Here is a 25553-nt window from a genome sequence, read left to right on the forward strand (position 1 = left end):
CATTTCCGGGCGCAGCAGCATCGTGATGGGCGGTACGGCGGGGGCGCGTCTGGCCCGGGTCGCATCTTGGCCGGCATGTACGAGCGGCGATACGACCCCAGTCGGACGCCAGATGTCCGACCGTGGTCAGATGCCAGGCGATCTGATCAGGCGATAACTTCTCGTCATGGATTGGGCACGGCGGTTCAGCGGAGGAGGCGTCGCCGACGCCGCGGTCGCGGTCATCGTGGCGCTGGTCGTCGGATACGCCATCGTCGACCCGCCGGGGCCGTCGTCGGCGTGGCCCGCCTGGTCGGCCTGGCCGGTGGCGGCGCTCGTGAGCTTCCCGATCGCCTTCCGCCGGCATCGGCCGTGGTCCATGCTCGCTCTGGCGTGCGCCGCGGGCGTGCTGGCGACCGTGGCCGGCGCCGTCGCGGCGGGCGCGATCTGGCTGTCTTTCGTGCCGACCGTGCTCGTGCTCTACCTGGTGGCCGCCACCGTCCCGGCCCGATGGTCGGTGGCGGGGCTGGCAGGCTGCGCGTGCTTTGCGGTGGCCGCGGTCCTGGTCTTCTACGCGCAGGTGCTCCCCGGCCTCCCGCCCGCGGCGACGCCCAGCGAGCTGCCGCCCTACTGGCCGGTGGAGATCGGCGCGATCAGCGTTTTCCTGGTCACCGGATGGGCCGTCGGGACGGCCGTCCGCTGGAAGCGCGACACGACCGCCCGCCTCGTCCGCCACCTCGCCGAGGCCGCGGTGGCCGACGAGCGCAGGCGCATCGCCCGCGAGCTGCACGATGTCATCGGCCACAGCATGAGCCTGATCGCCGTCAAGGCCACCGTGGCCAACCACGTGGCCGACGCCCGTCCGCAGGAGGTGCGCGCCGCGCTGGCCGTCATCGAGCAGACCAGCCGCAGCACGCTCACCGAGATCCACCGAGTGCTCGACCTCCTGCGCTCCGACGGCGATCCCCAGCAGCCCCCCTTATCCGTCCCCGGCCTCGCGGACCTGCCCGAGCTGGCCGCCCACGCCCGCTCGGCCGGGGTCGAGGTGGACCTGATCGTCCGCGACGAGACCGAGCTCCCTCCCGCGGTCGCGGTGTCGGTCTACCGGATCGTGCAGCAGGCGCTGACCAACGTCGTCACGCATGCCGCGCCCACCCGCTGCTCCGTCACCGTCGACATCGACGGGCGGGAGGCCGCGATCGAGGTCGTCGACGACGGTTCCCGCCATGGCCGGCCGCCGCGAGCGCGCCCCGGCGGCCACGGCCTCATCGGCATGCGCGAACGGGTCAAGATGTACGGAGGCACGTTCAGCGCGGGCCACCGTCCCGAAGGAGGCTTCCGCGTGACGGCTCGACTGCCCTACGACCCGAGCGGCACCAAGGCATGACCACCGACACTCCGGAGCACGGTTCGTCCCCGCCCGTCCGTGTCGTGGTCGCCGAGGACCAGATCCTGATCCGCGACAGCCTCAAGGTCCTCATCGACACCACGCCGGGCCTGGCCACCGTGGGCGAGGCGGGCACCGGCGCCGAAGCCGTGCTCCTGGCCCGTCGCAAGCGGCCCGACGTCGTTCTCATGGACGTGCGCATGCCCGACATGGACGGCATCGAGGCGACCCGCCGCATCTGCGCCGCCCCGGAGAGCGCCGGCGTCCGCGTTCTGATCCTTACGACCTTCGACCTGGACGAATACGTCTATGCGTCGCTCCGGGCCGGTGCCAGCGGCTTCCTCCTCAAGAGCGCCACCGCGACCGAGCTCCTGGCCGCCATCCACGTCGTCGCCTCCGGCGAGGCGCTGCTCGCGCCCACCGTGACCCGCCGGCTCATCACCGAGTTCCTGCAAGGCCCGCACCCCGCCCCGGTCGTGCGAGCCCTCGACGACATCACCCAGCGCGAGCGCGAGGTGCTCACCCTCATCGGCAAGGGCATGTCCAACGCCGAGATCGCCGCGCACCTCCACCTCACGGTCGGCACGGTCAAGACCCACATCGGCCGCCTCCTGGCCAAACTGCACGCCCGAGACCGAGCCCAGCTCGTCATCGCCGCCTACGAAGGCGGCCTCATCACCCTCCCCGACGGCCGCCGATGACCGAAACCCAGAAGAGGCCCTCGGCACGCGACACACCAGCTCACGACATGGTTGCTCCGGGCAACGCGTCTTTCCGACGGCGCCGTGCCACCCTCGCACGTTCTCGACCCAGCGATCATGCCGCCGGGCAGCGCGCCCGGCGATCAAGCGTGAGCGCCGCCACAGCGGAGGGCCGCGGGCCTGCGTCCGCGAAGGGGGCACCGGCCAACGGCCGGGCGGCGAGGAGTCACATCCCCCGGGGTGATGGTTGCGGGGTGTGGGTGTTGGCGTCCGGATCGATGCTTGCGGGGTGTGGGTGTCAGCCCTCGGGTCGATGGTTGTGGGGTGTGGGTGCTAGAGCGTGTCCCGTGGATCTTTAGTGGTGTTTTTGGCATAGATTAGTGCGGTGGAAGATCGCCTGAATCGTCATGATCTGACTGATGCCGAGTGGGAACGGCTGGCGCCGCTGCTGCCGGTCAACCCGAGGCAGGGCGGCCGGTGGGCCGATCATCGGACGGTGATCAACGGGGTTTTCTTCCAGGCCCGGACCAACATCCCCTGGCGTGACCTGCCGTTCTGCTACGGGAACTGGAAGACCGTTTATAACCGGCATCGTCGCTGGTCGATGGACGGTACCTGGGAGAAGATCCTGGCCGGGCTGCGGGCCGGATGAGGCCGAAGGTGAGGACTGGACGGTGAGCGTGGACTCCACCGTGGACTCCACCGTGGTGCGTGTTCATCAGCATGCCGCCGGAGCCCGCCACCGGCCGCCGGCCGATTTCCCGTCAAGGGGGACGGCGTAGATCACAAACCGGCGTGGGTGCTCCCCCCGGATCGATGACTGCGCGGAATGGAGTCTCGGTCTGCGGGCTGATGGTTGCGCGGTGTGGAGTGTCCGCCAGCCGCCAGCCGCCAGCCGCCAGTCACCCGTCACCCGGAGCACGGTGTCCGCTGTTCTTCAGTGCGGGCCCCACGCGTGCCAGGAGTCGATCTCGATCCGGCCGCTCACCCGCGCTCGTTCGCGGTCGCCGTACGGCATTCCCGTGTAATGACGGGAGATTCGGTCGATGTCCTTCAGTGCCGGATCGTCGTCCAGGGACACCAGCCGACCCCGCAGGCTGATGTGGCGGTACCAGCTTTCGGCGTCCAGCACGGTCAGTGAGACCCGGGGGTCGGCGCGTAGGTGGTGCAGGCGCTTGCGTCGGGTGTCCATGCTGACCAGCAGTTTCCCGTCTTCCCACAGATACCAGGTGGCCACGGAGACGGGTGCGCCGTCGGAGCGGATCGTGCTGATCACGCAGGGGTTCGGGCGGGTGAGGGCTGCGACGAGGTGCTCGGGCAGGGTTGCGCGAGACATGGGCGGAGAGGCCTTTCGTCGATGTCGAAGGGGCGGGCGGGTGTCAGGGTGTGTACGCCTCGGCCTGGAGCTTGAACAGGGCCGCGTAGATGCCGCCGAGTTCCATGAGCTCCGTGTGGGTCCCGCTCTCGGCCAGGCGTCCCTCGGACAGGACATGGATCTTGTCCGCCATGAGGACGCTGGTGAGCCGGTGGGTGATCAGGACGACGGTCTGGGGGTCGGCGGGATCGGTGTCGGTGGAGTGGCGAATCGCTTCGGTGGAGTGGCGGGTGGTGTTGGCGGAGTGGCGGATGGCCTCGAAGAACGCGTGCTCGGCCCTCGGGTCGAGCGAGGAGGTGGGCTCGTCGCAGAGAAGGAGAGGGGCGCGGCGGTAGAACCCGCGGGCCGCGGCGACGCGCTGCCACTGCCCTCCGCTCAGTTCGTGACCGGTCTTGAAGCGTGGATCGAGCAGGGTGTCGTATCCGGCGGGGAGCTCCTCGATGGTCCGGTGGATCCCGGCGAGTTCGGCCGCGTCGACCAGGGCGGCATCGTCGGCGTCCGCGGCGGCGGCGATGTTCTGGCGGGCAGTGAGCGGCCACGGGGTGTGATCCTGAGGGATCATGGCGATCTTCTCGCGGACGGCGCCGTGGTCGAGCCGGGTGAGGGGAGTGCCGCCCCAGAGGACGGTGCCGGAGTCGGGCTCGTACAGGCCGGCGATGATCTTCGCCAGGGTGGTCTTGCCCGAGCCGTTCTCGCCGACCAGCGCCACCACCTCGCCCGCTCCGATCGTGAGGGAGACCTCCCGCAACGCGGCGCCGTCCGCGCCGGGGTAGGCGAACGACACCTCGCGCAGTTCGACGCCGGCGAATCCCGGCGCGGGCAGGTCGAGGCGTGGTCGCGACGACGTGCGCCGTTCGGCCTCCTTGCAGAAGTCCAGGTAGTCGGAGAAGTAGAGACCTTCGTCGTAGACGCCGTTGGCCGCGCCGACCAGTTCGGACAGCGAGGCTCTGCCCATGCGGATGGCCAGGATCGCCCCGCCCGCGATCGGCAGCGGGACGACTCCCGTCGCGAGGAGCACGAACAGGGCGGCATAGACGAGCCCGGCCACGGTGCCGCTCGTCGCGTCTCCGGCGATGCGGGCGAGGGCCTGGCGGCGGGCCAGGTCGATGTGCGCGTTCTCGGACACGCGAGCGACGTCGTCGTACTGGTCGAGCAGGAAGTCCCGCATGCCGAAGGCGCGGATCTCCGCGGCCGGACGGCGATCGGCCATGAGGTCCGAGAGGATCCATTGCCGGCGCATGCTGGTCGACAGCATGTAGACGACCTCGTACTGCATACGAGCGGAATGAGCCGCCGCCCAGCCGGCCGGTAGCACGCTGACCAGGAGCAGCGGCAGCAGGACCGGGTGCAGGACGGCGAGCGTGCCCGCCGCGGCGGCGATGCCCGCGAGCGCCGTGAGCAGGCCGACACCGGCGTCCACCACCATGGCCGCCCCGCGTGCGCCGCGGCTGCGAGCTCGTTGCATGGCGTCGTAGAAATCGGCGTCGTCCATCGCGCGGAGTGTGACGCTCGTGGTGAGCTCGAACAGGCGGCGCTCCGCCAGACGGTCCACCTTCGGTCTGAGCCTGGACTGCGTCCACGAGGCCACCGATTGCAGCAGCGAACGCGCGGTCAGCGCGGCCGCCAGCCCGATCAGCGTGGGGAGGGCCGCGCGCAGCCGGTCCGGGGCGGGGCCGCCGGTGAGGAGGGCATCCAGGACACCGGTGGTGGCGAGCAGCCCGAACGCGCTGAGGAGGCCCGCCCCCAGATTGAGCCCGATCGTGAACGCGGTGCCGGCGGGGTCGGCCTTCCACGCCAGCCTGAGGGCCGCCGAGACGAGGGCGGGCAGCCGCCTGACGATCGTGGCGAGCCCCGCCTGGGGCAGGCTCTCCTCGTGGTACCACCAGGAGTCGCGCGCGAGCTCGGTCGCGTCGGTCCCCTGCGAGCCCGCACCGTCCCGCGGCGGGCCACCGGGCTCCTCCTCCGATGAGGTGCCCGGTGCCGGCGGGAGTTCATGTGGCATGTTCGCCGCCTTCCTTTCTCCTCCGCATGAGCCTCGCCGGCCGCCACCGCGCTGACGCGACAAACCGCATCCTGAGCAGGCCGGCCCGACAGCCCGGGCAGGCCGACCCCGGCAGGCCGACCCCGGCAGGCCGACCCCGACAAACCGGGCAGGCTAGTCCGACAGGCCGGACAGGTAGTCGGCCATGGCCGAGGCCAGGCTCAGGCCGGGTGTCTGGTCGTCGAGCCAGGCGAACTGGCCGGCCGGGTTCACCTCCAGGAAATAGTGCTCGCCCGCGCGATCCACCACGACGTCGATCGCGCCGTAGGCGAGCTCGAAGGCGTCCATCAGCCGTCTGAGCCGCTTCTCGACCTCCACCGGAAGCACCGTCCGCGTGTAGCGCTGCGTCCCGAGGGGGTTCCGGGAGTCGATCTGGGGCTCGCCGTCGTCGGTCCTGCTGTCGACGCGGACCGCGAAGAACTTCTCGCCGATGACGGTGATCCGCAGCTCGTACGCCTTGTCGATCAGCTCTTGGAAGACGCACGGCGAATAGCGCACCCGGGGCAGGACATCCGGCGGGATGTCGGGCAGGGCCGTGGTGAGCAGACCCCGTGGCCAGCCGCCGGGCTGGTGGATCAGACCGCTGTTGAGCGCCTTGTAGATGATGGCCCCGCCGCATTCGCGGTGGAAGCGCGAAACCTCCTCCGGGTCGTTGGTGATGAGCGTCTTCGGGATGCGCAGCCCCACCTCACGCGCCACCTTCAGTTGCAGCGGCTTGTAGTGCGCCCGCGACTCCACGGCCGGCAGGTTCACCCACCGCACGGGAAGCGCGGTGAATATCCCGCCCATGGCATGGGCGCTCTCCTTCACCGCGAACTCCTGGTGCGCCGGCTCCAGGGAGGGATCGGCGGTGAACGGCGTCGGCCGCCGGTACCAGACGGAGGTGACCTCTTCGAGGCGGAGCGATCGCCGGCCGTGTGTCGTGTCCACGAGTGTCGTGAGCCAGCCGGTGTCGGTGGACTTGGAGGTCAGCGTCGAATTCCGGGGAAAATAGCTGGTGTCGTAGCGGAAGACCGTCACGTCGCGTTCGTTGAGGATCGCGACGACGTTGTCGGCGGTGACGTCGAATTCCTGGGTCAGGACGAGGACGACCGGATCACGCATTGTCGTCAGGACTCAGCGCACGTCGTCGACCACGCCGTCGAGCTGCCACCAGTAGGCGCAGGTTCCCCGCAGGCAGCTCGTCAGGTAGGAATAGATCCGCGTGGACTCGTCCGAACTCGACCAGACCTGAGCCTCGGCGTCGTAGTGGTGGTGCTCCGTGAGGTCGATGTCCAGGGCCTTGAGCTGCGGGTACGCGTCCATGTCGATGGTGCCGTCCAGTTCGAAGGCGTACCCGAAGGGCTTGCTGTCGTCGGGCGCCTTGGCTTTCCGCTCCTCTGCTTGTCTTGTGTCCTTGAGCTCCTCCTCCAGTTGGAGGAACGAGCGTGACATCCCGAACTCCTCCTGGATCAGCTCCCGGTCGAAGAAGTCGTCGGTGGCCGCGGTCGTGGACATGGCGTGATTCCTCTCTGTTACCCCGCTCTTTGTGGGCGAGGAGGGTCGAAGGTGATGGGCAGCGAGGGCAGCCCTCTGGTGGCGCCGTCGTTGGTGTACTGGAGGTCCCGGGCGGGCACGGCGAGCCGCAGGGTCGGCACACGTTCGGCGAGCCGCTGGACCATGACCTGGAGCTGCATCCTGGCCAGGCCGGCGCCCAGGCAGTAGTGCGGGCCGTGGCCGAAGGCGATGTGCGGATTGGGCGAGCGGTGGATGTCGAATGCGTCAGGATCGGGGAAATAGCCCTCGTCGCGATTCGCGGAGGCCACGGACGGCAGGACCGCCGCCCCTTTGGAGATGGTGCCCGACGACAGCGCGACATCCTCGGTGGCGATGCGCGGCTGCCCGCCCTCGCCCGGTATGTCGAGCCGGAGCAGCTCCTCCACCGCGGACTTCACCTGGGCGGGGGAGCCGGCGAGCCGGCCGAACTGCCGCGGGTGGCGGATGAGGGTGCACGCCGCCCTGGTCATCATGGCGACCGCGGTCCCGTGGCCGACCCCGACGATCGCGTAGATCAGGCCGTACAGTTCCTCCTCGGTGAGCCTGTTGTCCTCGTCACGCGCCTCCGTCAGCGCGCCGACCATTCCCGCGGCGGACCGGAGCAGCCGCGCCTCCATGAGCTGCGCGATCACGTACCGGTTGAATTCATGGGCCTTTCTCATGCGCTCGGCCACGGTGAGCGAACTGGTGAAGGTGAAGCCGTCGAATTGCCGTACGACGTCCTCCCGGCCGTCTTCCGGTGTGCCGAGGATGTCGAGCAGGAGATGAGCGGAGAACGGCGCCGCGAATGCCTCGATGAAATCGACCGGGGGTTTCTTCAAATCGTCGATGAGTTCGTCCGCGAGCCGGATGGCGCGAGGACGCAGCTCCTCGATCCGGGCCGGTGTGAACAGTCCGGTGACGATGCGCCGCAGTCGTGTGTGGTCCGGAGGATCGGTGTTCATCAAGGAGCCCACCATGCGGGGCGGCGCGTCCCGGGCGAGTGCCAAGGGAGCGTCCGCGTGCCCGAGCCGCAGGGCCTCCACGCTGAAGGCAGGGCTGGCGAGAATGGCCCGGACATCGTCATAGCGGACGGCCAGCACCACTTCGTCCGTGGTGGGAAAGGTCACGCAGCCCAGAGGGTCGTCCCTCTGGCGCCTTCTGTGCTCGGAAGAAGGAGCGCCGAATGGGCCAGGCTCGAAGGGAAAGTCGCTCGTTCGGCTCATCTGATCACGTCTTTTCGCTCGGCTGGACAGGGCCGGCTCGCGACGGGCGCAGGCGATCACGACGCGCCCCCGACCGGTACGTGGAAACCGGCCAGGACACCGTCGGCCGTCAGACCGGATCGGCCCCTGTCATTCGCGCCGGCCCCGCGTGCGAATATCTCGCGTTCTTCGACGATGAGAACACGCCGGCCCGGAGCGGTACGTCAGTCTGGCAGTCGAATTCCGGGTCAACTTCTGCGGTAGGCCCGGGGGCGTTTTCCAACCAGCGCCGTATTCAGGCCGCCCGCCTGGCCGAGGAACGGACGCCCGTCATTTCGCGGGCGTATTGCCGGTGAGCGCGCGCAGGAGCAGGTCGGTGAGCCTGTCGAGATAGTCCGCGCCCGGCTCCGCGGACCGGACGACGAGCCGCCAGTAGACCGGCGCGGCGATGAGGTCGAGGGCGAGCTCCAGATCGGTCTCCGGCGGCAGTTCGCCGCGCTCGATCGCGCGCTGGAGCATCACCACGCTCCGCTCGCGCTTCGGCGTGCCGACCATGGCCTCCACGACCTCGGCCAGCTCCGGGTCGCGGGCCACCTCGGTGACCAGGTCGGGCATGATCCGGGAGAAACGGGGATGGCTCAGCCAGCCGAGCAGTGAGTCGAGGCTCGCGCGCAGGTCGCCGCGGAGCGAGCCGGTGTCGGGGACGACGACCTGCTCCAGGCTGAACTCGGCGATCACCGAGATCGCCATCTCCCGCTTGGACCGCCAGCGGCGGTACAGCGCGCTCTTGCCGACGCCCGCCCGCCGGGCGACCGCCTCCATGGACAGCCGCGCGTAGCCCTGCTCGGCCAGTTCGCCGAGGGCGGCTTCGACGATCGCGCTGGTGACCGTCGGCTGCAGCACGGCTGCGCCGGTGGGCGGGCGGCGGGTCATGCGACGAGTGTAGCGAGTGGACGGTACGGGTCCGTCCTGTGCATCGAGTGGACGATACGGGTCCGTCCCGTGTAGCTTGTGGTCGGGACGGTACCGTACCGTCCAAAGGTAAGGAGTGCCCGATGAACCCTCGTGAGCTGGTGGAACACGCCCTGGAGCGGCTCCTGGCCAAGGACATGCGGGCCTTCGCCGGGCTGTGGGCGGAGGCCGGCGTGATCGAGTTCCCCTTCGCGCCGCCCGGCTACCCCGAGCGCGTCGAAGGCCGTGCCGCGATCCAGGAGTACCTGCGCGGCTATCCCGAGTTGCTCGACGTCCGCGAGATCACCGAGCGGGCGGTGCACCAGAGCGTCGACCCGGAGGTGGTGATCGCCGAGTTCGAGGCCGCCGGGCTCGTGGTCGCCACGGGGAAGCCGTACCGGCTGCGTTACATCGCCGTCATCACCGTGCGGGACGGCGAGATCCAGCACTACCGCGACTACTGGAACCCCCAGGCCGCCGCCGAGGTCATGGGCGGCGCCGACGCCCTCACCACCGCGTTCGCCGGCGGCCTCGATGGCTGACGTCCTCGTCATCGGCGCGACCGGCACCACCGGCTCCCGGGTGGCCGCGTTCCTGCGCGACCGCGGCGTCCCGGTACGTCCGGCGAGCCGCCGGCACGACCTCGCCGGGCACGTGCGCTTCGACTGGGCCGCCCCGGAGACCCACGCGCCCGCGCTGTCCGGGGCCGGAGCCGTCTACCTCGTCGCCCCCATCGGCGTGGCCGAGCCCGCCCCGCTCGTGGCGCCGTTCCTGGACGAGGCCGCCCGACAGGGCGTCCGGCGCGTGGTGCTGCTCGGCTCGTCAGCGGTGCCGGAGGGCGCGACAGGGCTCGGCGCGCTCTACCGCCTGGTCCGCGACGGCGTGCCCGAGTGGACGGTCCTGCGGGCGTCGTGGTTCATGCAGAACTTCGCCGGCGACGCCCTCGCCCTCAGGGCGCGCGACGGCGAGCTCCTCTCCGCGACCGGGCAGGGCCGGGTGGCCTTCATCGACGCGGGCGACATCGCCTCCGTCGCCGGGCACGCCCTGATCGACGAGGCGCCGCACAACACCGAGCACGTCCTCACCGGCCCCGAGCCGCTGAGCTACGCCGACGTCGCCGCGGCCCTCACCCGGCGCACCGGCAGGCCACTGCGCCACAGGGCCGTCACCGCGGACGAGCTCGCCCGGCACTTCGCCGCACACGGCCTGCCCCCCGACTTCGCCGCCACGCTCGCCGCGCTGGACACCGGCATCGGCGGCGGCTCGGAAGACCGGGTCACCGGCACCGTCGAGCGCGTCACCGGCCGCCCGGCGCGCACGTTCCGCGAGTTCTGCGCCCGCGAGCTCCGGTGAAGCCCCGGCCAGAGCAGGTGAGACTCAGGGGCAGCCCTCGCGGTACGGGAGCGCCGGGACGTACGCCGCCCACTCGGCGCGGGTGAGGGATCCGCCCGCCCGCTCGCAGATCGCCCGGACGACGCCCGCGGGCCCGACGGCGTGCGTGCGCACCGTCCCGTTCAGGTCGACGGTGACGACGCCGGCCAGGGTGCGTCCGTCGGGGCCGAATGCCCGGACCGTGTCGCCCGCGCCCGCCGGAGCCGCGAACACCGCCCGCTCGCGCTGGGCGAGCGCCGTCACCAGCCCCGCCCTCGTGTGCGGCGTGTGGTTAAGGCTCCACGCCGCGACGCTCAGCCGCATCGCCAGCAGCGAATCCGTGAGGCGTACCTGCGGCGCGAGCGCGGCCAGCCGGGTCGCCTCCGACCTGCCGAGCGCCACGGCGATCTCCTCGGCGCGCCGGTCGGCGACCATGCCCTGCTGCACGGCCAGCCCGCCGGCCACCACCGAGATCACCAGCAGCCCGCCGAGGCTGAGCGACACCAGCCGGGCCCGCCGGGCGCCGCGCCTGGCCCGGTCCGCGCTCGCCTCGAGGAAACCCCGCTCCACCGGGGTCAGCGTGATGTCGCGCCGCGCGTTGGCGGCCCACCGCAGGGCGTTCTCCAGGCTGCTGCCACGGTACAGATCGCCGTCGCGCCGGCCGGACCCGTCCCACCGGCGCGCCGCCGTGCGGATCTCCCGGTGCACCGCCAGCCCGTCGCGGTTGGTGTCGATCCAGCGCCTGAACCTGGGCCAGGCGTGCGTCAGAGCCGGCCGGGCCAGCCAGACCTCCCCGCCGTCCCTGGACAGGAGGTACGCGAACACCTCCAGGATCCGGTTGACCGCCGCCGCCTCCTGCGGCGCTCTCCCGTGCAGGAGCTCGTCCTGGGCCGCCCGCCGTACGGTCAGGTCTCCGTGCTCGTCCACCGTGATCAGCCGCAGGAACACCTCGGCCGCCAGCTCCCGCTCGGCGGGCCCGAGCATCGCGTACGCCTGCTCCGCCAGCGTGCCCAGCGCGGGGTCGTCGCCCGGCGCGGTGATCCCGGTGGCCTCCCGGCCGCCTTCGGCGAGCAGCCGGGCGATGTCCATCCGACCGCCACCGCTGACCAGGGCGAGCAGCAGCTCGCGAGCGGTCGGCCGGTCGAGCGGATCCTTGGCCAGGGCGGCGGCCACCAGCGGGTGCAGCGACCGCGGCAGCACGCTCAGGTCGGGGCTGGCCGACAGCACGCGGTGCATCACCCCGCCCAGGCTCTCGGCCTGGAACGGGTCGGTGCCGGTGGCGGCGAACATCACGATGCCGCCCCACGCGAACACGTCGGCGGGCGCGCCCGCCCGGTGCCCGGTGAACACCTCGGGAGCCATGTACGTCGGCGTGCCCGTGACCAGGCCGGTCTCGGTGAGCGACATCTCCATCGTCCGGGAGATGCCGAAGTCGATCACTCGCGGGCCGTCCGGGCCGAGCAGCACGTTGTCCGGCTTGAGGTCACGATGGATCACGCCCGCCTCGTGGACGGCGGTCAGGGCGGTGGCGATGGCGGTGGCCAGGCGGTGCAGGTCGCCGCCCGCGAACCGGCGGCCAGCGGCGACGACCTGCCGCAGGCTCGGCCCCTCGACGTACTCGCTGACGATGTACGGCCGGGGCCCCTCCAACCGGGCGTCGAGCACGCCGGCGGTGCAGAACGAGGCCACCCGCCGCGCGGCCGTCGCCTCCCTGCCGAGCTGGGCGGCCTGGTCGCTGTGCAGGACCTTGATGGCGACGCGGCGGGCGTCCTCCGTGTAGGCCTCGTAGACCACGCCCTGGCCGCCCGCGCCCAGGCGCCCGGCCAGCCAGTACGGCCCCAGCCGTTGCGGATCACCGTCGAGCAGTGCCGTCGCCATACCCTCACTCCACCGATCTTCGATTACGCGTGGTTCGATGCGCCTCGCCTGGACAAAGTTCGCACCCGGGGCGGTCCGTGAACCGATGACTTTTCCTGGTGACACGGGTCAAACCAGTAGGAGAAAGGAGCGGGACATGGATCTCGGAATCGGCCTCCCCACGTCGGGGCGGCACGCGAGTCCGGAAGCGATCATGAGGGTGGCCCAGGCGGCCGAGCGAGCCGGGCTGGGTGCGGTGTGGACGTACGAGCGCCTGCTGCGGCCCGCGGAGGCGATGGTCGCCGGCACCGACCAGAGCATGCCGTTACCCGACAACCTCGCCGTCGTCTACGACCCTCTGGAGACGCTGGCCTTCGTCGCGGCCGGCACCAGCACGATCAGGCTCGGCACGAGCGTCGTGGACGCGCTCTTCCACGCCCCCGTCGTGCTGGCCAAACGGCTGGCCACGCTCGACCGGCTCAGCGGCGGGCGTGCCATGATCGGCCTCGGGCAGGGGTGGATGCAGCAGGAGTTCGACGCGGCCGGCGTTCCGGTCGGCCGGCGCGGCGCGGGCTTCGAGGAGCACATCGCCGCCATGCGCGCCTGCTGGGGCCCCGACCCCGTACGCTTCGACGGCCGTTTCTACACCATCCCCGAGTCGCAGATCGGCCCCAAACCCACCGGGCTGACGCTGCTGGCCGGGGCCGCCGCGCCGGCCGCGATCGAGCGGGCCGCCAGGCTCGGGGTGGGGCTGACCGTGGTGGGGTTCGCCTGGGAGCAGCTCAGGCAGGCCGTGGACGCCTACGGCGAGGGCCAGGGACCGCTGGTGGTCCAGGTCAACGGGGAGATCACGGACAAGGCGCTGGACGAACGGATGCCGCTGACCGGCTCCGCGGAGCAGGTCGCCGAGGACCTGGCCGAGGTGCGGGGGATGGGCGTGGATCACGTGCTCTGGCAGCCGTTCGACGCCGACCCCGAAGAGATGGTGGAACGCATCGGGCGGCTCGCCGCCCGCTGACCGGACCGCGACGACCGCCCACCGCGCAGCGACGCGAGGGGCGGCCCGCACCGCCCCTCGCGCGTTCCGTGGAGGCCGATCGGTCAGTCGCCGCGCAGCACGGTCAGGGTGTGCCGGTCGGGCAGCGCCGGCCGGGAGAAGGTGAGGGTGGCCCCGTTGACCGTCACCGCCGAGGCGGGGAGATCATCACAACTCCTCACTGTCGGGAAGGGGCGGGGCCGCTCGGGCGCTCCGCCGCGTCGCCGGGGCCGGGCGCGTCAGTGGTCGGCATGGGCGGCGATCCGGTCGAGGACCGCACCGTCGCTGACCGAGCTGTAGTACGTGCGGCCGGTCGGGGTGGCGTGGACGAGGGTTTCGACGCCGCGCGCCCGCAGCGCCGCCGGATCGCCCGCGACCGTGGAGGTGACCAGGGCGGGCCGGGCTCCGGCGCGGGCGCGCGCCATCCAGGTCTCGAAGACGCCGCCACCGGGGGACAGCTCCGCCCTGGACACGGGGACGTCGTCGGCGCCCACGGGGACGACGACGGCCTCGTTACGCCCGCAGGGGCGGGCGCGTTCGCGCAGCTCCGCGGCCAGGTCGGCGAAGCGGCGGCCGATCGGCTTGACCGTGCCGTCGGCCGCGATCAGGCCGAGGCTGTGCTCCAGGTCGGGGAAGTCGGCGAGCCGGCGTTCCACGTCGTGGGAGCACCACCAGGTGACGCCCCACAGGGCGGCGCTGTCGGTGGCCGCCCGTACCGTGCGCTCGCAGAAGTCGGGCGCCTGCTCCTCGGTGAGGTGGTTGAGCGGCGCGCCCACCTCCTGCAGCCACACCGGGCGGGCGGCGTCGAGGGCGAACGCGCGCGACAGCTCGATGAGGTAGAGGGCGTGGCTGACGCTCTCGTACGACATCGGGCCGTAGCCCTGCGCGGTGCCGTTGAAGATCCACGAGTGGATCACGCTCATCCGGCCGTGCCGGGTCGAATGCGCGGGGGTGAAGGGGTGGTCGTCGGCGTACCAGACCGCGTCGTACTCGGCGTTGAGCCGGAAATGACGCCGGTCGCGGGGACCGTCGCCGTGCAGCGCGCGCAGCCAGGCGGTCACCTGCCGCGGGGTGGCGGCCATCGGGCTGGGGTGTACGGCGGAGGCGAACTGGTTGACCTCGTTGCCCAGGGTCAGGCCGAGGAAGTTCGGCAGGTCGTGCAGGTGCTCGTCGAGCGCGTCGACCAGGGCGGCCTGCGCCGCCACCGCGTCGGCGTCGGTGAACATGCTGCGCCGGTGCCAGTCGGTCAGCCAGGCCGGTACGAAGTCGAACCCCGACAGGTGCCCCTGGAGCACGTCCACACTGGCGTCCAGGCCGGCCTCACCGGCGATCTCGACGACGCGGCGCACATCGTCCAGGGCCCGGCGGCGGATCAGTGTCCGGTTCGGCTGCAGGACGGGCCACAGCGGCAGGATCCGGACATGGTCCAGGCCGAGCCCCGCCAGGGCGGCCATGTCACGCCGGGTGGCCTGCCAGTCCGGATCCAGCCAGGAGTAGAACCAGTCCTGGGACGGCGTGTAATTGACCCCGAATTTCAGCATGTCAACCTTTCAAGCCTCCCGCTTCGAGCCCGCGGAAGAAGTAGCGCTGCAGCGCAGGACGCCGGCCTGGGCCAGGGTGGAGGCGGCCTCGGGGCCCATGTCCACGAGGTCCGGGAGCGCCCCCGCGGCGGCGCCGGCCCGCGGCGCCCGCTCACCGCCGCCGCAACCGGACGGCAGCAGCGATCCCAGGGCCAGCCCCGCGATCAGGGCCCGGCCCTTTCCGGTAGTGGTCATCGATGATCCCTTCCTCGAAGCGTCATGCGATGGGGCGCGAGGGGTGCGTCGGCGGGTGCGCGGCCGGGGGCCCAGGTGACCGCGCATCTCATGGCTCTCCGTAGCGGAGAGGTGACAAGGGAGCTAATACGTTTTAGTACGTTACGATCACGGCACACTAATACGTTTTAGTTGGGTGGCCATCCGGAGCCGCCATCACGTTTGCATAACGACGAGCGGTCAGCCATCGATGGAGGAGCGAATGCCGCCGAACGACGACCGGGTCCCGCTCGGCGACTTCGCCGGCCTGCCGGCCGCTCCGGCCCGGCTGCGGAGCACCGACATCGCGCGCCTGGCGGGCGTCTCGGTGTCGGCGGTGTCCCTGGCGTTCAACGCCCGGCCCGGACTCAGCGAGACGACCCGCCGGCGCATCCTCCAGGTCGCCGAGGAGCTCAACTGGCGCCCCCATCGCGCCGCCCGCGCCCTCAAAGGCGCCAACAACGACGCGGTCGGCCTCGTCATCACCCGCCCCGCCCGCACCCTGGGCGTCGAGCCGTTCTTCGCCCACTTCCTGTCCGGCCTGCAGTCCCGGCTGTCCACCGACGGCGTCGCCACGCAACTCCTCATCGTCGAGGACGTCCAGGCGGAGATGGCGGTCTACCGCCGCTGGGCCGCCGAGAACCGCGTCGACGGGCTCGTGCTCCTCGACCTCGAGGTCGACGACCGCCGGCCGGAGCTCATCGCCGGCCTGCGCGTGCCCGCCGTCATCCTCGGCGGACACGGTGCGCCCCTGCCGCTGACCAGCGTCTGGGTCGACGACCACACGGCGATGACCCGCATCCTCCACCACCTGGCCACACTCGGGCACCGGCTGGTCGGCCACGTCAGCGGCATCCCCTCCTACCAGCACACGCGCCGCCGTCTCCAGGCCCTCACCGACGCCCGCGACACGCTGGGCATCGAGGTCGTCAGCGTCGCCACCGACTACTCCGACACGCAGGGCGCCCTGGCCACCCGCGGCCTGCTGACGGCCACCCCCCGCTGCACCGCGATCGTCTACGACAGCGACGTCATGGCGGCGGCGGGGCTCGGCGTGGCCACCGAGATGACGGTGCCGGTCCCCGGTGAGCTGTCGATCGTGTCCTTCGACGACTCGATCATCACCCGGCTTCCCCATCCCCCCATCACCGCCCTGACCCGCGACACCTACGCGCTCGGCACCCTCACCGCGACCGAACTGCTCCACGTCATCGCCGAGCGCCCCGCCCCCCGAACCCTCCAGGCCCCCACGCCCGAACTCGTCGTCCGCGGCAGCACCGCCCCGCCCGGCGTACGTGGCACAGAGTGTCCACTGGCTGGGATGATTCCTCCGAAAAACACCGATCCTGATCAGATGTCCGCTGATTCCCCATAGGATGCGGTCATTAGCGAGGAAAGGTGTGGCGTGACCGAGCGTGAGCGACCTCCGGGGAAGATCGACCCGACCGTCCCCACAGTCGCCCGGATGTACGACTACTTCCTGGGCGGGAAGGACAACTTCCCCGTCGACCGGGAGGCCGCCGAGAAGGTCCTCGCGCTGAGCAGCCAGGCCGGCGCGGACGTACGCGAGATGGCCCGGGCGAACCGGGGCTTCCTGGTCCGCGCCGTGGAGACGGTGGCCAGGGCCGGCGTGCGGCAGTTCCTCGACATCGGCACCGGCCTGCCCACCCAGGACAACGTGCACCAGGTCGCGCACCGGATCATCCCCGACGCCAAGGTCGTCTACTCCGACAACGACCCGATCGTGCTGGTCCACGCGCGGGCGCTGCTGGCCGACAACCCCGACACGGTGATCATCGAGGGCGACGCGCACGATCCCAAGGGGCTCCTGGCCGCCGCCGCCCACCACCTCGACTTCAGCCGGCCCGTGGCGGTGCTGGCCGTCGCGCTGTTCCACTTCTTCGGCGGCGACGACGAGGTGGCCGGCATCGTCGAGACGCTGCGGGAGCCGCTGGTGCCGGGGAGCCATCTGATCATCTCGCACGCGTACGTGGAGCGCGGCCAGAGCACCCTCGACCGGAAGATCGAGACCGAGAACATCTACCGGCGTACGACCTCCGGCGCGCTGCACTGGCGCGACCGCGACACGGTGTGCGGCTATTTCGACGGGCTCGAACTGCTCGAACCCGGCGTCGTACCGGTGCAGGACTGGCGCAACGACGACCCGTTCATCCCCCCGGGGATGGAGAAGGGCGGCATCCTGGGCGCCGTTGGCCGCGTCCCGTAACCACCGGCGGACCAGGTGGGCCCGTCGCGGTCAGCCCTGCCTGAGGCGGTCCTCGAGGATCTCGACCAGGCCGGCGATCACCCCGTCCGGTGAGGGACTGTAGTGGGGGACGGCCCAGCGGGTGATCCTGGCGTCGATCACCGTGGGGCGGCCGGAGGCCAGGGAACGGCGGAAGGCGTCCTCGAACTCCTCGAGCGTCTCCACCCGGTAGCCGTCCGCGCCGCAGGCGCGCGCGTACGCGGCGAAGTCCGGATTCTGGAATTCGACGAGCCCGGTCTCCTGGTATTCGGCGATTTGATAGAGCTTGATCAGCTTGAATTCCTGGTCGTCGAAGATGACCCAGATGACGGGGATGTCGTGCTCGACGGCGGTCATCAGCTCGAAGCCGGACAACGCATAGCACCCGTCGCCGCAGCCGACCACCACCGTCCGCTCCGGTTGGGCCACCTTCAGCCCGATCGCGCCGTTGACATGCCCGGCCATCGGCCCGAACGACCCGGCCTTGCGGAAGTTCTGGCCCTCTTCGAGCTCCACGTAGTAGCCGAGCCACGCCAGATGCGCGCCCGCGTCGGCGAGGAGGACGGCGCGCTCGGGCAGCATCCGCCCGATCGCCTGGGCGAGCTCTCCCGGATGGATCTTCCCGGTCAGGTGGATGATGTTCCTGGCCTCGTAGTTCTTGCCGTGGACCGTGGCGGGCGGCACCTCGCCGACCTTCCGCTCCAGCGCGTCGGCGAGCGCGGCCACCGCCGGGCGCGCGTCGGACAGGAGCGCGTGGTCCGGCTTGTAGGCCCTGCGGAACTCGGTCTCCGAGATGTTCACCGAGATGAGGGTCTTGCCGGTGAACAGGTCGTCGCGGTAGTTGAACGTGGCGTGCTGGTTGAGGGAGTTGCCGACGCACAGCACGACGTCGGCCTCGCGGAAGGCCTTCCAGGCGCTCGAGTGGCCGCTGTCGGCGAAGACGCCCAACGCGAGCGGGTGCCCCTCGGACACGATGCCCTTGCCGTCGAGCGTGGTCAGCAGCGGGATCTGGAACCGTTCGATCAGCCGCCTGATCTCCGGCCCCGCGCCGCTCCTGACGGCGCCGAAACCGGCGAGCACGACGATGCGCCTCCGCCTGCCGATGGCCTCCGCCAGCACCGACGCGATCTCCTCCACACGGGCCGGGTCGGGCAGGACCGGCGCGACGTCGAGCCTGACCGGCCGCGCGTTCGTGACCTCGACGCCGCGCTCGGTCAGGTCGAGCGGCACATGGATGTGCACCGGCCCGGGCCGCCCCTCGAACGCGACGTTGACCGCCTCCTCGAACACGTCGAACGTGTCCGCGGCGTCGGCCAGGAAGAAGGACTTCTTGGTCGTGGCCGCGAACACCGCCCGCGAGTCGGGGGTCCCGTTCAGGCCCGAGGTCTCGTTGAGCGAGCCCCAACCCTGCCATTTCCTGGACGCGTACCCCGAGACGGCCAGCACCGGGTAGGAGTCGGACATCGCCATGGCCAGCCCGGAGATCAGGTTGAACGCTCCCGGCCCGGCCGTGGCGAAGCAGAACCCGAGCCTGCCGGTGTACATCGCGTACCCGCACGCCATGAACGACGCCGCCTGCTCGTGCCGGGTGATGATCGGCCGGATCCGCGGCGAATGCTTCAGCGCCAGCATCAGCCCGGCCGCGTTCTCCCCGGCACCGCCGAAGGCGGCCTCCACCCCGACGTCTTCCAGCCCTTTGACGATGGCCTCGTAAACTTTCATGGTTCCTTCCCTGGCGGCGGCCATGTGGCCGGGTGCCGCTATGCGTGCCAGCGCGCGTCGTGCCGCGCGTGCGCGTCGGTCGTCCCGTTCTCGAAGAACCGCTCGTAGTACTCCGACTCGACGTGGTGGGTCTGCAGCCAGATGCCGGGCACGTGAATGGCGTCGGTGTGGGCGGGGAACCGGCCGTGCGTCTCGTGCAGGTACACGCAGATGTCCCGCACGCACTCGATCACCGGCCGGTCGTACTCGCCCGCCTCCGCCAGATAACGCCGCCCGTGGTCGCCCTTGTAGATGCGGGCGAAGGTGCTCTGGTCGGAGTAGATGCCGTCCGGCCCGAACTTCGCCCGTACGACGCTTTCGACGGCCTCCTCCATCGAGGAGTAGTTGGGCGGGCAGGCGGCCTTGATGAGATGCTCTCCGGCGGCCCGGAGACCGATCGGGTGGGAGCGCAGGGCGGTGTACTTCGGCAGTGGCACGTGCCAGCGCGGGATGTCGGCGAGCCGGAAGCGCGGCACGACGAAGTCGAAGCCGAGCATCCGGCCGTAGGCCCGGGAGAACTTCGGGTCGCCCAGCGCGATCTGCGGGTGGAGCGAGGCGTGGATCCAGGCGCCGAGCCCCATGGCGTCGGCGGTCAGCATCAGGTTCTGTACGAGCAGGTCGGCCTCGACCTGGGTGCGCATCGGCCCCAGGATTCCGAGCGGCAGTTTGAGGTCCGGGTTCAGGAACCCGTTCTTCACCCATTTCCGCACGCCCGCCGGGCGGTAGAAGTTGCGGTCGTCGACCAAGGTCGGCCGGGCCCCGTCCGGCTGGGTGAGCAGGTACATCAGCGCGTTGATGTACTGGTGGGAGATGTCGACCACGGGCAGGAAGATCGTGGTGCCCGGCAGGTTGGACAGGAAGCGGTTGGAGTCGAGATAGGCCGGGAAGTCGCGCATCCCCTCCATCACGTCGAGACGGTGCGGAAGGACCCGCACCTTGGCCTGGCGGGCCCGCTCGACCAGCGTGGCGGCGTCGAAGGGCAGGCCGGGGGCCGGCGGCAGCGTCCTCAGGAAGTACGTGCCGCTGTCATTGATCATGAAGAAGTGGGTGCCGTGGGCGTTGTCGGTGCTGCCCGCCGTCCGGCCCGTCATGTGCAGGTTCGGCTTGGCCATGATGGGCTCGCCGTCGCGCGGGTCCTCGAACGGCCGGTCCGGCATCGTGAGGCCGGAGCAGCCGGTGAGCGCGATGAGCACCGCCTCCTCCAGCTCCGTCAGCGGCATCGGGCGGTGCGGCGACCGGTAGCTCATCGAGCCGGCCGGAACGGACGCGCCGCGGCTGACCCGGTGGGTCCGCCGCTTCCAGATGGTCTCCAGCAGGGGCCTGGACAGCAGCTCCGCCAGCCCCTCCTGCCTGCTCGTCTCCGGCTTCACGGACATTGGTCGGCCTCGCTTTCAGTCGCGCCTGATGCCGGCGTGCTCGTCGGACACCGCCGGACGCCACGGCGCGAAGGCGCTCGCCGTCCGCGGCAGGAAACCCGCCAGATCGGGGCAGTGGCGCAGGATGACGCTGGTCATGCCGTTGCGCTCGATCCAGTCCAGCCCCAGCGGGGTGTAGATCTCGGGCCTGAAGTCGACGGTGAGGAAACGATCGCTCTGCAGCCGGCGGCTGGCCATGAGGATGAAGATCCGGAAGGCCGTGTCGCTGAAGCCGAAGCGCTCGGGCGGGTTCTCCGCGAACAGCCCGACCACCGTGTCGATGTCGTCGACCGTACGGTAGACGTCCTTGAGCCGGGCCAGCGTGTCCGGATCGGAGGTGAGGTCCTCGAACCGCCGCAGGCGCGGCTTGTGCAGGCCGGCGCGGAAGTCGTTGTAGCGCGGAACACCGCGGCGGCGCGTACGCACGAGGTCGACCACGGACAGGTCGATGATCTCCCCGTCCCGCTCGAACGCCTGGAGCGCGCGCGGGAAGTTGCGCAGGGTGATCGCCCCCGGATGGGCGATGCCCAGCGAGTAGAGCGAGTTCGCCAGGCCCGCCCTGCGCATGAGGGGTTCCGCGGCCGCGCCGAGCACGTCGTTGAAGCCCAGGGTCTCGAGCGTCCGGCCGGACCTGTGGTCGGCGATCTCGTAGTCGTCGGGGATCAGCGGGTGCATCCGATAGACGGTGACGAAGTCCTCGGTGAGCGAATAGGGCACCTCGTGGTGGTCGGGCAGGGTTCGCGGGATGCCGGTGAGCGCGTGCTCGTCGGCCAGCCACAGCCCGAGGTGGGTCAGCCAGTTCCGCGGCGGCCCCGACCAGTTGGCCGTCAGGCCGATGTCGATCAGGTCGGTGGCGAGGATCGCGGGCGTCCACTCCACCGTGTGGATCTTGGCGATGAGGGCGGAGACGACGAGCCGGGCCACGTGGTAGACCGAGTCCTCGCTCATCTGGGGGTACTCGCTCCGCAGCGCCTCGCACACGGCGTTGTGCTCGCGCGCGAAGAGGGTGTGCATGACGCTGAGGCCGAGCCACCAGCTCTCCCGGAACCCGGTGATCGGGATGCCGTCCGGGCCGGGCGTCAGGTGGCCGTCCTCCAGGAGCAGCGCCGCGCCGCCGTCCGGCTCGCGCAGCGACTTCGCGACGCTCTCGTCACCGCCGTAGACCTCGGAGCCGTCCCACCAGTGGGAGGCGGCGTTGGCGGACAGGATCGGCGGCCCCGTGTAGCCGGGCGGGCGCATGCCCACGTTGTCGGCGAAACGCATCACCGTCTCGGGCGTTCCCCCCGGAGTGTTGGTCCAGGTCACGCCGGACGGCAGCGGCACCTCGACGTTCTGCGTACCGGCCGGGTGACGCTGGTGGTCGACCCAGTCGTGCACCTGGAACTGGATCCACGCGGCGGCGATGACGTTCAGCGACCGCGCCGGGATGAAGGTGTCGCGGTGGAGCAGCTCTCTGCTGACGATCAACGGGTTGGGCGTGTCGAAGAGATCGGGCCGGTAGACGGGCGGCAGATTACGGCCGAAGGCCGAGCCGAGGGCTCCCATCTCCGGGGCGGACAGGTCGTTGAAGGTGCCGTCGTAGGTGCGCCTGACCCGTACGCTCTCGTCGATGGGCGGGGGCACCGGATGAGGCTTCGGCACGGCCTCGCGGACCTCCGTGTCGATCAGGTTGTCCCGGCGCAGCTCCTGCCGGATGGTCTCGACGTTGAGCAGCCCGACCCAGGTCGGCAGCCTGTGCCAGGGGACGACCCGGTTGAGTGCGCCGAACACCCTCCGCAGCAGGCCGCCGACGACGAGGTTGCGCCGCGGCGTCGGCGTGATGAACCGGTGGCCGAGACGATGGGCGCTGCCGGCCTCGTACGCGGCCTTGCGGGCGCGGTTCAGGTTGCCGAGCGGGCGGAACTCGTCGGTGGTGTTCCACGGGTCGAAGGCGAGCCGGTCGATGCGCAGCGCGACGGCGCGGGCGTCGGCGGTGCCGAGATCCTGGCGCGGGATCGTCAGCGTCGCGACGGACACGACGGGCGCGTCCTCCTCCGTCCAGTCGGCGCCGCCGTTCTCGATGGGCGTACGCCTGGCGTCCACGTAGCGCTGGACGCACAGGTCGAAGACGACGTCCGCCTCGGAGAGCCGCGCCGACAGCTCGTGCCCCAGGTAGTCGGGGTCGCTCGGCGACGGATGGGGCGCCACCGGGGCGCCCGCGGCCGGGCGGAGCCGGAAGCGGACCGGCCCGGCCTGCCCCCACAGGATCGCGCCGCGGCTCCAGTACGTCTCGAGCGCGAGGCTGCGCACCGGGCGTCCGGTCCCCGCGCGTACGTTGCGCCGCATGCGCGTGGCGCTGGACCAGCCCACCGCCCACGGCAGCTTGACGAACACCCCGATCGCCTTGCGCAGGGTCGAGTCCGCGCCGGCCATGGCCCGCGCGAAGGCGACGAACTCGCGCGCGTCGCGCGCGTGCGAGACCGGATAGTTCGTCATGAGCAGGTCATGGGCTCGATCCGCGCCCGCCTGGACGCGCAGCGCGGCGCCGCGCAGATCCGGGGTGGAGTCGGGCTGGCGGGCGCCGCTCGCGTTGGACAGCCGGACGATGACCGGATATTCGGCCTCCGCCTGGGCGAAGCCGGTCCGCAGGTCGTCGGGGAGGTCCGGGTGAAACCTCAGCCGGGCGTTCTCGACGCCGAGGATCGCCTTCGCGTGAAAGGTCCGGTCGACGTCGTCGGCGCCGCTGCGCTTCTTGATCTTGAGCTGGACCCGCATGAGGTCGCGGGCGAGCTTTTCGAAGATCTTCCGCTCGACCTCGGGATCACCTCCGACATAACGCTCGTAGCCGGCCGGCGGCGATTCGCGCTTTTCCGTGGATTCGCCGGTGAGACGCTCCTGCTGCTCAGTCATATGAACTCCGTCGCCATCACTAGGACGTTTCTTTTTCGGCACCACGCGAACTGTCCCGGACGCTTCTGAGCACATTTTGGCCCTGCTCGTCCACCAGTCGGGTGATGATTTGCTGGGCGGCTCCGAAAACCGCCGCCCAGCCGATGATCTGCGCGCTGTTATCGAGATTGTTCAGCCCGGGAATGAAGCGTCCTTGGATCAGCAGCAGGCCGACGACCGCGGACACGGCTCCGGCCGGAAGCTTCAGGAGCGACAGGACGATCGGCAGCGTGTAAGGCGCCGAGGTCCCGTAGATGTGGCGCAGCCCGATGGCGCCCACCAGTGAGGCCGCGGTCAGCCCGACGAGCTCGACGACGGGCACGTCCCACTTGCTCGGGGCGTTGCCGATCGGGCACGCGGGCCCGGTCGCCGGGTCGTGGAAGCAGAGCTTCATCGCCGCCGGGTGCACGAATCCCACCACGCCCACGATCACGGCGATGGCCGCCATGACGGCGGTGCTCACCAGGAGCGTGTTGCGAAAGCTGCGCAGGCGTACCTTCTCCTGCTGGGCGGAGATGTTGGCCGCCTGCAGGGTGATCACCGCCAGGGTGCGATCCTGCGGGGTCAGCTTCCCGTCCTGGTGGCGAAGGTGCTCCTGCAGCTTGGCCCGGCGCGGGTCCTGCTTCCCCAGGTGCTGCATGGCGCGTGCGAGGACGTCGCTGCCCCACCACGGGAGCTCCTCGTCCGGCATCAGCCGCAGAAGGGCGACCTCCGCCTGGTGGATGTTCGCCCAGGTGCGGTCCACGGCGAATCCCGACCAGGCGCCCGCCAGGGTCGGTTTGCCCGCCGCGGCCTCCCTGGCCGCGTTCAGATGCCTTTGCGCGCCACGGGCCAGCGGGGAATCTCCGTCGAGTCCGTCGAGCTGGCTCTGCAACTCGGCGATGTGCGCCAGGGCGCGCTGCCGCCATGAGCACGCGTCCTTTCCCGCCACATCCTCCAGAGGATTCATCGCCATGGAACTTTCCGGGCCGCCCAGCAAAACAGGCGTTAGATTCCCGGACGATAAGGCGAAAAACTTCGCGCGATTAAAGAGTGAATCGAGTTTTCCCCTCGATTCACAAGCCGGAGGTCCGCTTGCCGCGCCGGCAAGCGTGAAGCTCTGGGCGGACGCTGATGGGCGCCGGGAATCCCCGCCTGCGCCACCTGCCGACCGGCGCCCGGCGTGGCCGGGCCGATCTCATCGTCCCCCGATGCCGCTGGGCATCCTGTTCACCGGCTTCCCCGACTCCGGCGACGGGTTCCGCATCACCAGCGCCCCGCCCGTTCGCTCAGGGGCGGGGCTCGCTCTGGCCGGCCGCCTGAGCCACCTGCTCCAGCCGGAGCCGGCGCTCTTCCCACCAGGCCTGGTCGCCAGGCGCCAGGTTGTCGTGGTCCGCCCGCAGGCCGGCGGCCCCGTCGAGGAGCTCACGGACGATGTCGGCGTGCCCGGCGTGCCGGTTGGTCTCGGAGATCACGTGGATCAGGATGCGGTGCAGCGTCACCCGGCGCCGCTCCTCCGGCCACCATGGCACCTCACCGGCCGCGTCCAGCGCCAGCGCGTCGATCGTCGCGTCGGCGTGCGCCCAGACCCGGTGGTAGAGCCCGATGATCTCCTCGCGCGACTCGTCGGCGGTCGCCCACAAGTCCGCGTCGGGCTCGGCGTCGTCGTCGAGCCACGGCAGCGGCTCGGCGAACGGCCGCCCGAAGACGTTGCCGAAATATCCTGACTCCACGGTGGCCACGTGTTTGATCAGCCCGAGCAGGTTGGTGCCGGTGGGGGTGCGCGGACGGCGGATGTCGTATTCGGAAAGCCCGTCGAGCTTCCACAGCAGGGCTTCGCGAGCGACCCGCAGATAATGGTGAAGATCGGATTTCGGCTCCCATGTGGTCATGCCGACATCCTGGCAGCCCGCGCCGACAATGAGGAGCGCTGCTCCGACGCGAGCGGCGCGCCGGCCGTCCCGGCAGGTGCGGGGCGGTCATCGCGTGGCGGCGACGCGGGGCGGTCATCGCG

At 70.9% G+C, this 25553-nt stretch carries 22 protein-coding genes; 8 read left to right on the plus strand and 14 right to left on the minus strand.

Annotated features, from left to right (window positions below; all coding sequences use genetic code 11):
* Window positions 1-166 precede the first annotated feature (166 nt).
* The 3 genes from AB0I15_RS46790 to AB0I15_RS46800 all read left to right on the plus strand — a co-directional run bounded on the left by AB0I15_RS46790 (window position 167) and on the right by AB0I15_RS46800 (window position 2719).
* Window positions 167-1366 (plus strand): sensor histidine kinase, encoded by a 1200-nt coding sequence (locus AB0I15_RS46790; protein ID WP_358111837.1) that lies wholly within the window; start codon window positions 167-169, stop codon window positions 1364-1366.
* Window positions 1363-2067 (plus strand): response regulator transcription factor, encoded by a 705-nt coding sequence (locus AB0I15_RS46795; RefSeq protein WP_358111840.1) that lies wholly within the window; start codon window positions 1363-1365, stop codon window positions 2065-2067. Before AB0I15_RS46790 ends, AB0I15_RS46795 begins: the two co-directional genes overlap by 4 nt.
* A 385-nt stretch (window positions 2068-2452) precedes the next feature.
* A complete protein-coding gene (locus AB0I15_RS46800) occupies window positions 2453-2719 on the plus strand; it encodes a transposase (RefSeq protein ID WP_358111843.1) in 267 nt (88 codons plus the stop codon).
* A gap of 285 nt (window positions 2720-3004) precedes the next feature.
* Here AB0I15_RS46800 and AB0I15_RS46805 read toward each other — a convergent pair whose 3' ends face one another.
* The 6 genes from AB0I15_RS46805 to AB0I15_RS46830 all read right to left on the minus strand — a co-directional run bounded on the left by AB0I15_RS46805 (window position 3005) and on the right by AB0I15_RS46830 (window position 9136).
* Window positions 3005-3403: a PPOX class F420-dependent oxidoreductase gene (locus tag AB0I15_RS46805; protein WP_358111846.1), complete on the minus strand. Its 399-nt coding sequence runs from the start codon at window positions 3401-3403 to the stop codon at window positions 3005-3007.
* Between the two features lie 43 nt (window positions 3404-3446).
* A complete protein-coding gene (locus AB0I15_RS46810) occupies window positions 3447-5444 on the minus strand; it encodes an ATP-binding cassette domain-containing protein (protein ID WP_358111849.1) in 1998 nt (665 codons plus the stop codon).
* A 153-nt stretch (window positions 5445-5597) separates the two neighbouring features.
* Entirely contained in the window at window positions 5598-6587 is a 990-nt protein-coding gene (locus AB0I15_RS46815) for an MvdC/MvdD family ATP grasp protein (RefSeq protein WP_358111852.1), read from the minus strand.
* 12 nt (window positions 6588-6599) lie between these two features.
* Complete coding sequence (locus tag AB0I15_RS46820) at window positions 6600-6980, minus strand: hypothetical protein (RefSeq protein WP_358111855.1); 381 nt, start codon at window positions 6978-6980, stop codon at window positions 6600-6602.
* Between the two features lie 17 nt (window positions 6981-6997).
* Window positions 6998-8128 carry a cytochrome P450 gene (locus tag AB0I15_RS46825; protein ID WP_358111858.1) on the minus strand — a complete coding sequence of 377 codons (1131 nt, stop codon included), beginning with the start codon at window positions 8126-8128 and terminating at the stop codon, window positions 6998-7000.
* A 405-nt stretch (window positions 8129-8533) separates the two neighbouring features.
* Window positions 8534-9136, minus strand: coding sequence for a TetR/AcrR family transcriptional regulator (locus tag AB0I15_RS46830; RefSeq protein WP_358111861.1), 603 nt, complete (start codon window positions 9134-9136; stop codon window positions 8534-8536).
* 122 nt (window positions 9137-9258) lie between these two features.
* Here AB0I15_RS46830 and AB0I15_RS46835 point away from each other — a divergent pair, with 122 nt between their 5' ends.
* Both AB0I15_RS46835 and AB0I15_RS46840 read left to right on the plus strand, forming a co-directional pair.
* Window positions 9259-9696, plus strand: coding sequence for a nuclear transport factor 2 family protein (locus AB0I15_RS46835; protein ID WP_358111864.1), 438 nt, complete (start codon window positions 9259-9261; stop codon window positions 9694-9696).
* Window positions 9689-10507 carry an ergot alkaloid biosynthesis protein gene (locus AB0I15_RS46840; protein WP_358111867.1) on the plus strand — a complete coding sequence of 273 codons (819 nt, stop codon included), beginning with the start codon at window positions 9689-9691 and terminating at the stop codon, window positions 10505-10507. The genes AB0I15_RS46835 and AB0I15_RS46840 overlap by 8 nt, the downstream gene beginning before the upstream one ends.
* Before the next feature lie 24 nt (window positions 10508-10531).
* Here the strand turns inward: AB0I15_RS46840 and AB0I15_RS46845 are convergent, their stop codons facing one another.
* A complete protein-coding gene (locus tag AB0I15_RS46845) occupies window positions 10532-12403 on the minus strand; it encodes a serine/threonine-protein kinase (protein ID WP_358111870.1) in 1872 nt (623 codons plus the stop codon).
* A gap of 136 nt (window positions 12404-12539) precedes the next feature.
* Between AB0I15_RS46845 and AB0I15_RS46850 the strand changes: the two genes are divergently transcribed.
* Window positions 12540-13400: a TIGR03619 family F420-dependent LLM class oxidoreductase gene (locus tag AB0I15_RS46850; protein ID WP_358111873.1), complete on the plus strand. Its 861-nt coding sequence runs from the start codon at window positions 12540-12542 to the stop codon at window positions 13398-13400.
* A gap of 257 nt (window positions 13401-13657) precedes the next feature.
* Here AB0I15_RS46850 and AB0I15_RS46855 read toward each other — a convergent pair whose 3' ends face one another.
* Both AB0I15_RS46855 and AB0I15_RS46860 read right to left on the minus strand, forming a co-directional pair.
* A complete protein-coding gene (locus AB0I15_RS46855) occupies window positions 13658-14959 on the minus strand; it encodes a glycosyl hydrolase (RefSeq protein ID WP_358111877.1) in 1302 nt (433 codons plus the stop codon).
* 9 nt (window positions 14960-14968) lie between these two features.
* Complete coding sequence (locus AB0I15_RS46860) at window positions 14969-15193, minus strand: hypothetical protein (protein ID WP_358111880.1); 225 nt, start codon at window positions 15191-15193, stop codon at window positions 14969-14971.
* Between the two features lie 241 nt (window positions 15194-15434).
* Between AB0I15_RS46860 and AB0I15_RS46865 the strand changes: the two genes are divergently transcribed.
* Together AB0I15_RS46865 and AB0I15_RS46870 are read left to right on the plus strand one after the other, a co-directional pair.
* Window positions 15435-16586 (plus strand): LacI family DNA-binding transcriptional regulator, encoded by a 1152-nt coding sequence (locus AB0I15_RS46865; protein ID WP_358111883.1) that lies wholly within the window; start codon window positions 15435-15437, stop codon window positions 16584-16586.
* 30 nt (window positions 16587-16616) lie between these two features.
* Window positions 16617-17438: an SAM-dependent methyltransferase gene (locus AB0I15_RS46870; RefSeq protein WP_358111886.1), complete on the plus strand. Its 822-nt coding sequence runs from the start codon at window positions 16617-16619 to the stop codon at window positions 17436-17438.
* Window positions 17439-17468: 30 nt separating this feature from the next.
* Here the strand turns inward: AB0I15_RS46870 and AB0I15_RS46875 are convergent, their stop codons facing one another.
* From AB0I15_RS46875 to AB0I15_RS46895, 5 genes are all read right to left on the minus strand, one after another.
* Entirely contained in the window at window positions 17469-19178 is a 1710-nt protein-coding gene (locus AB0I15_RS46875; protein ID WP_358111890.1) for a thiamine pyrophosphate-binding protein, read from the minus strand.
* A 38-nt stretch (window positions 19179-19216) separates the two neighbouring features.
* Complete coding sequence (locus AB0I15_RS46880) at window positions 19217-20593, minus strand: hypothetical protein (protein WP_358111893.1); 1377 nt, start codon at window positions 20591-20593, stop codon at window positions 19217-19219.
* Window positions 20594-20608: 15 nt separating this feature from the next.
* Window positions 20609-23521 (minus strand): peroxidase family protein, encoded by a 2913-nt coding sequence (locus tag AB0I15_RS46885; RefSeq protein WP_358111896.1) that lies wholly within the window; start codon window positions 23519-23521, stop codon window positions 20609-20611.
* Between the two features lie 19 nt (window positions 23522-23540).
* On the minus strand, window positions 23541-24539 hold the full coding sequence (locus tag AB0I15_RS46890) for a hypothetical protein (RefSeq protein ID WP_358111899.1): 999 nt from the start codon (window positions 24537-24539) through the stop codon (window positions 23541-23543).
* 289 nt (window positions 24540-24828) lie between these two features.
* The gene (locus tag AB0I15_RS46895) at window positions 24829-25431 is read right to left on the minus strand and encodes a DinB family protein (protein WP_358111902.1); all 603 of its coding nucleotides are present in this window, start codon (window positions 25429-25431) and stop codon (window positions 24829-24831) included.
* Window positions 25432-25553 lie beyond the last annotated feature (122 nt).

The sequence above is a fragment of the Nonomuraea sp. NPDC050643 genome, from assembly GCF_040654715.1.
Classification (GTDB): Bacteria; Actinomycetota; Actinomycetes; order Streptosporangiales; family Streptosporangiaceae; genus Nonomuraea.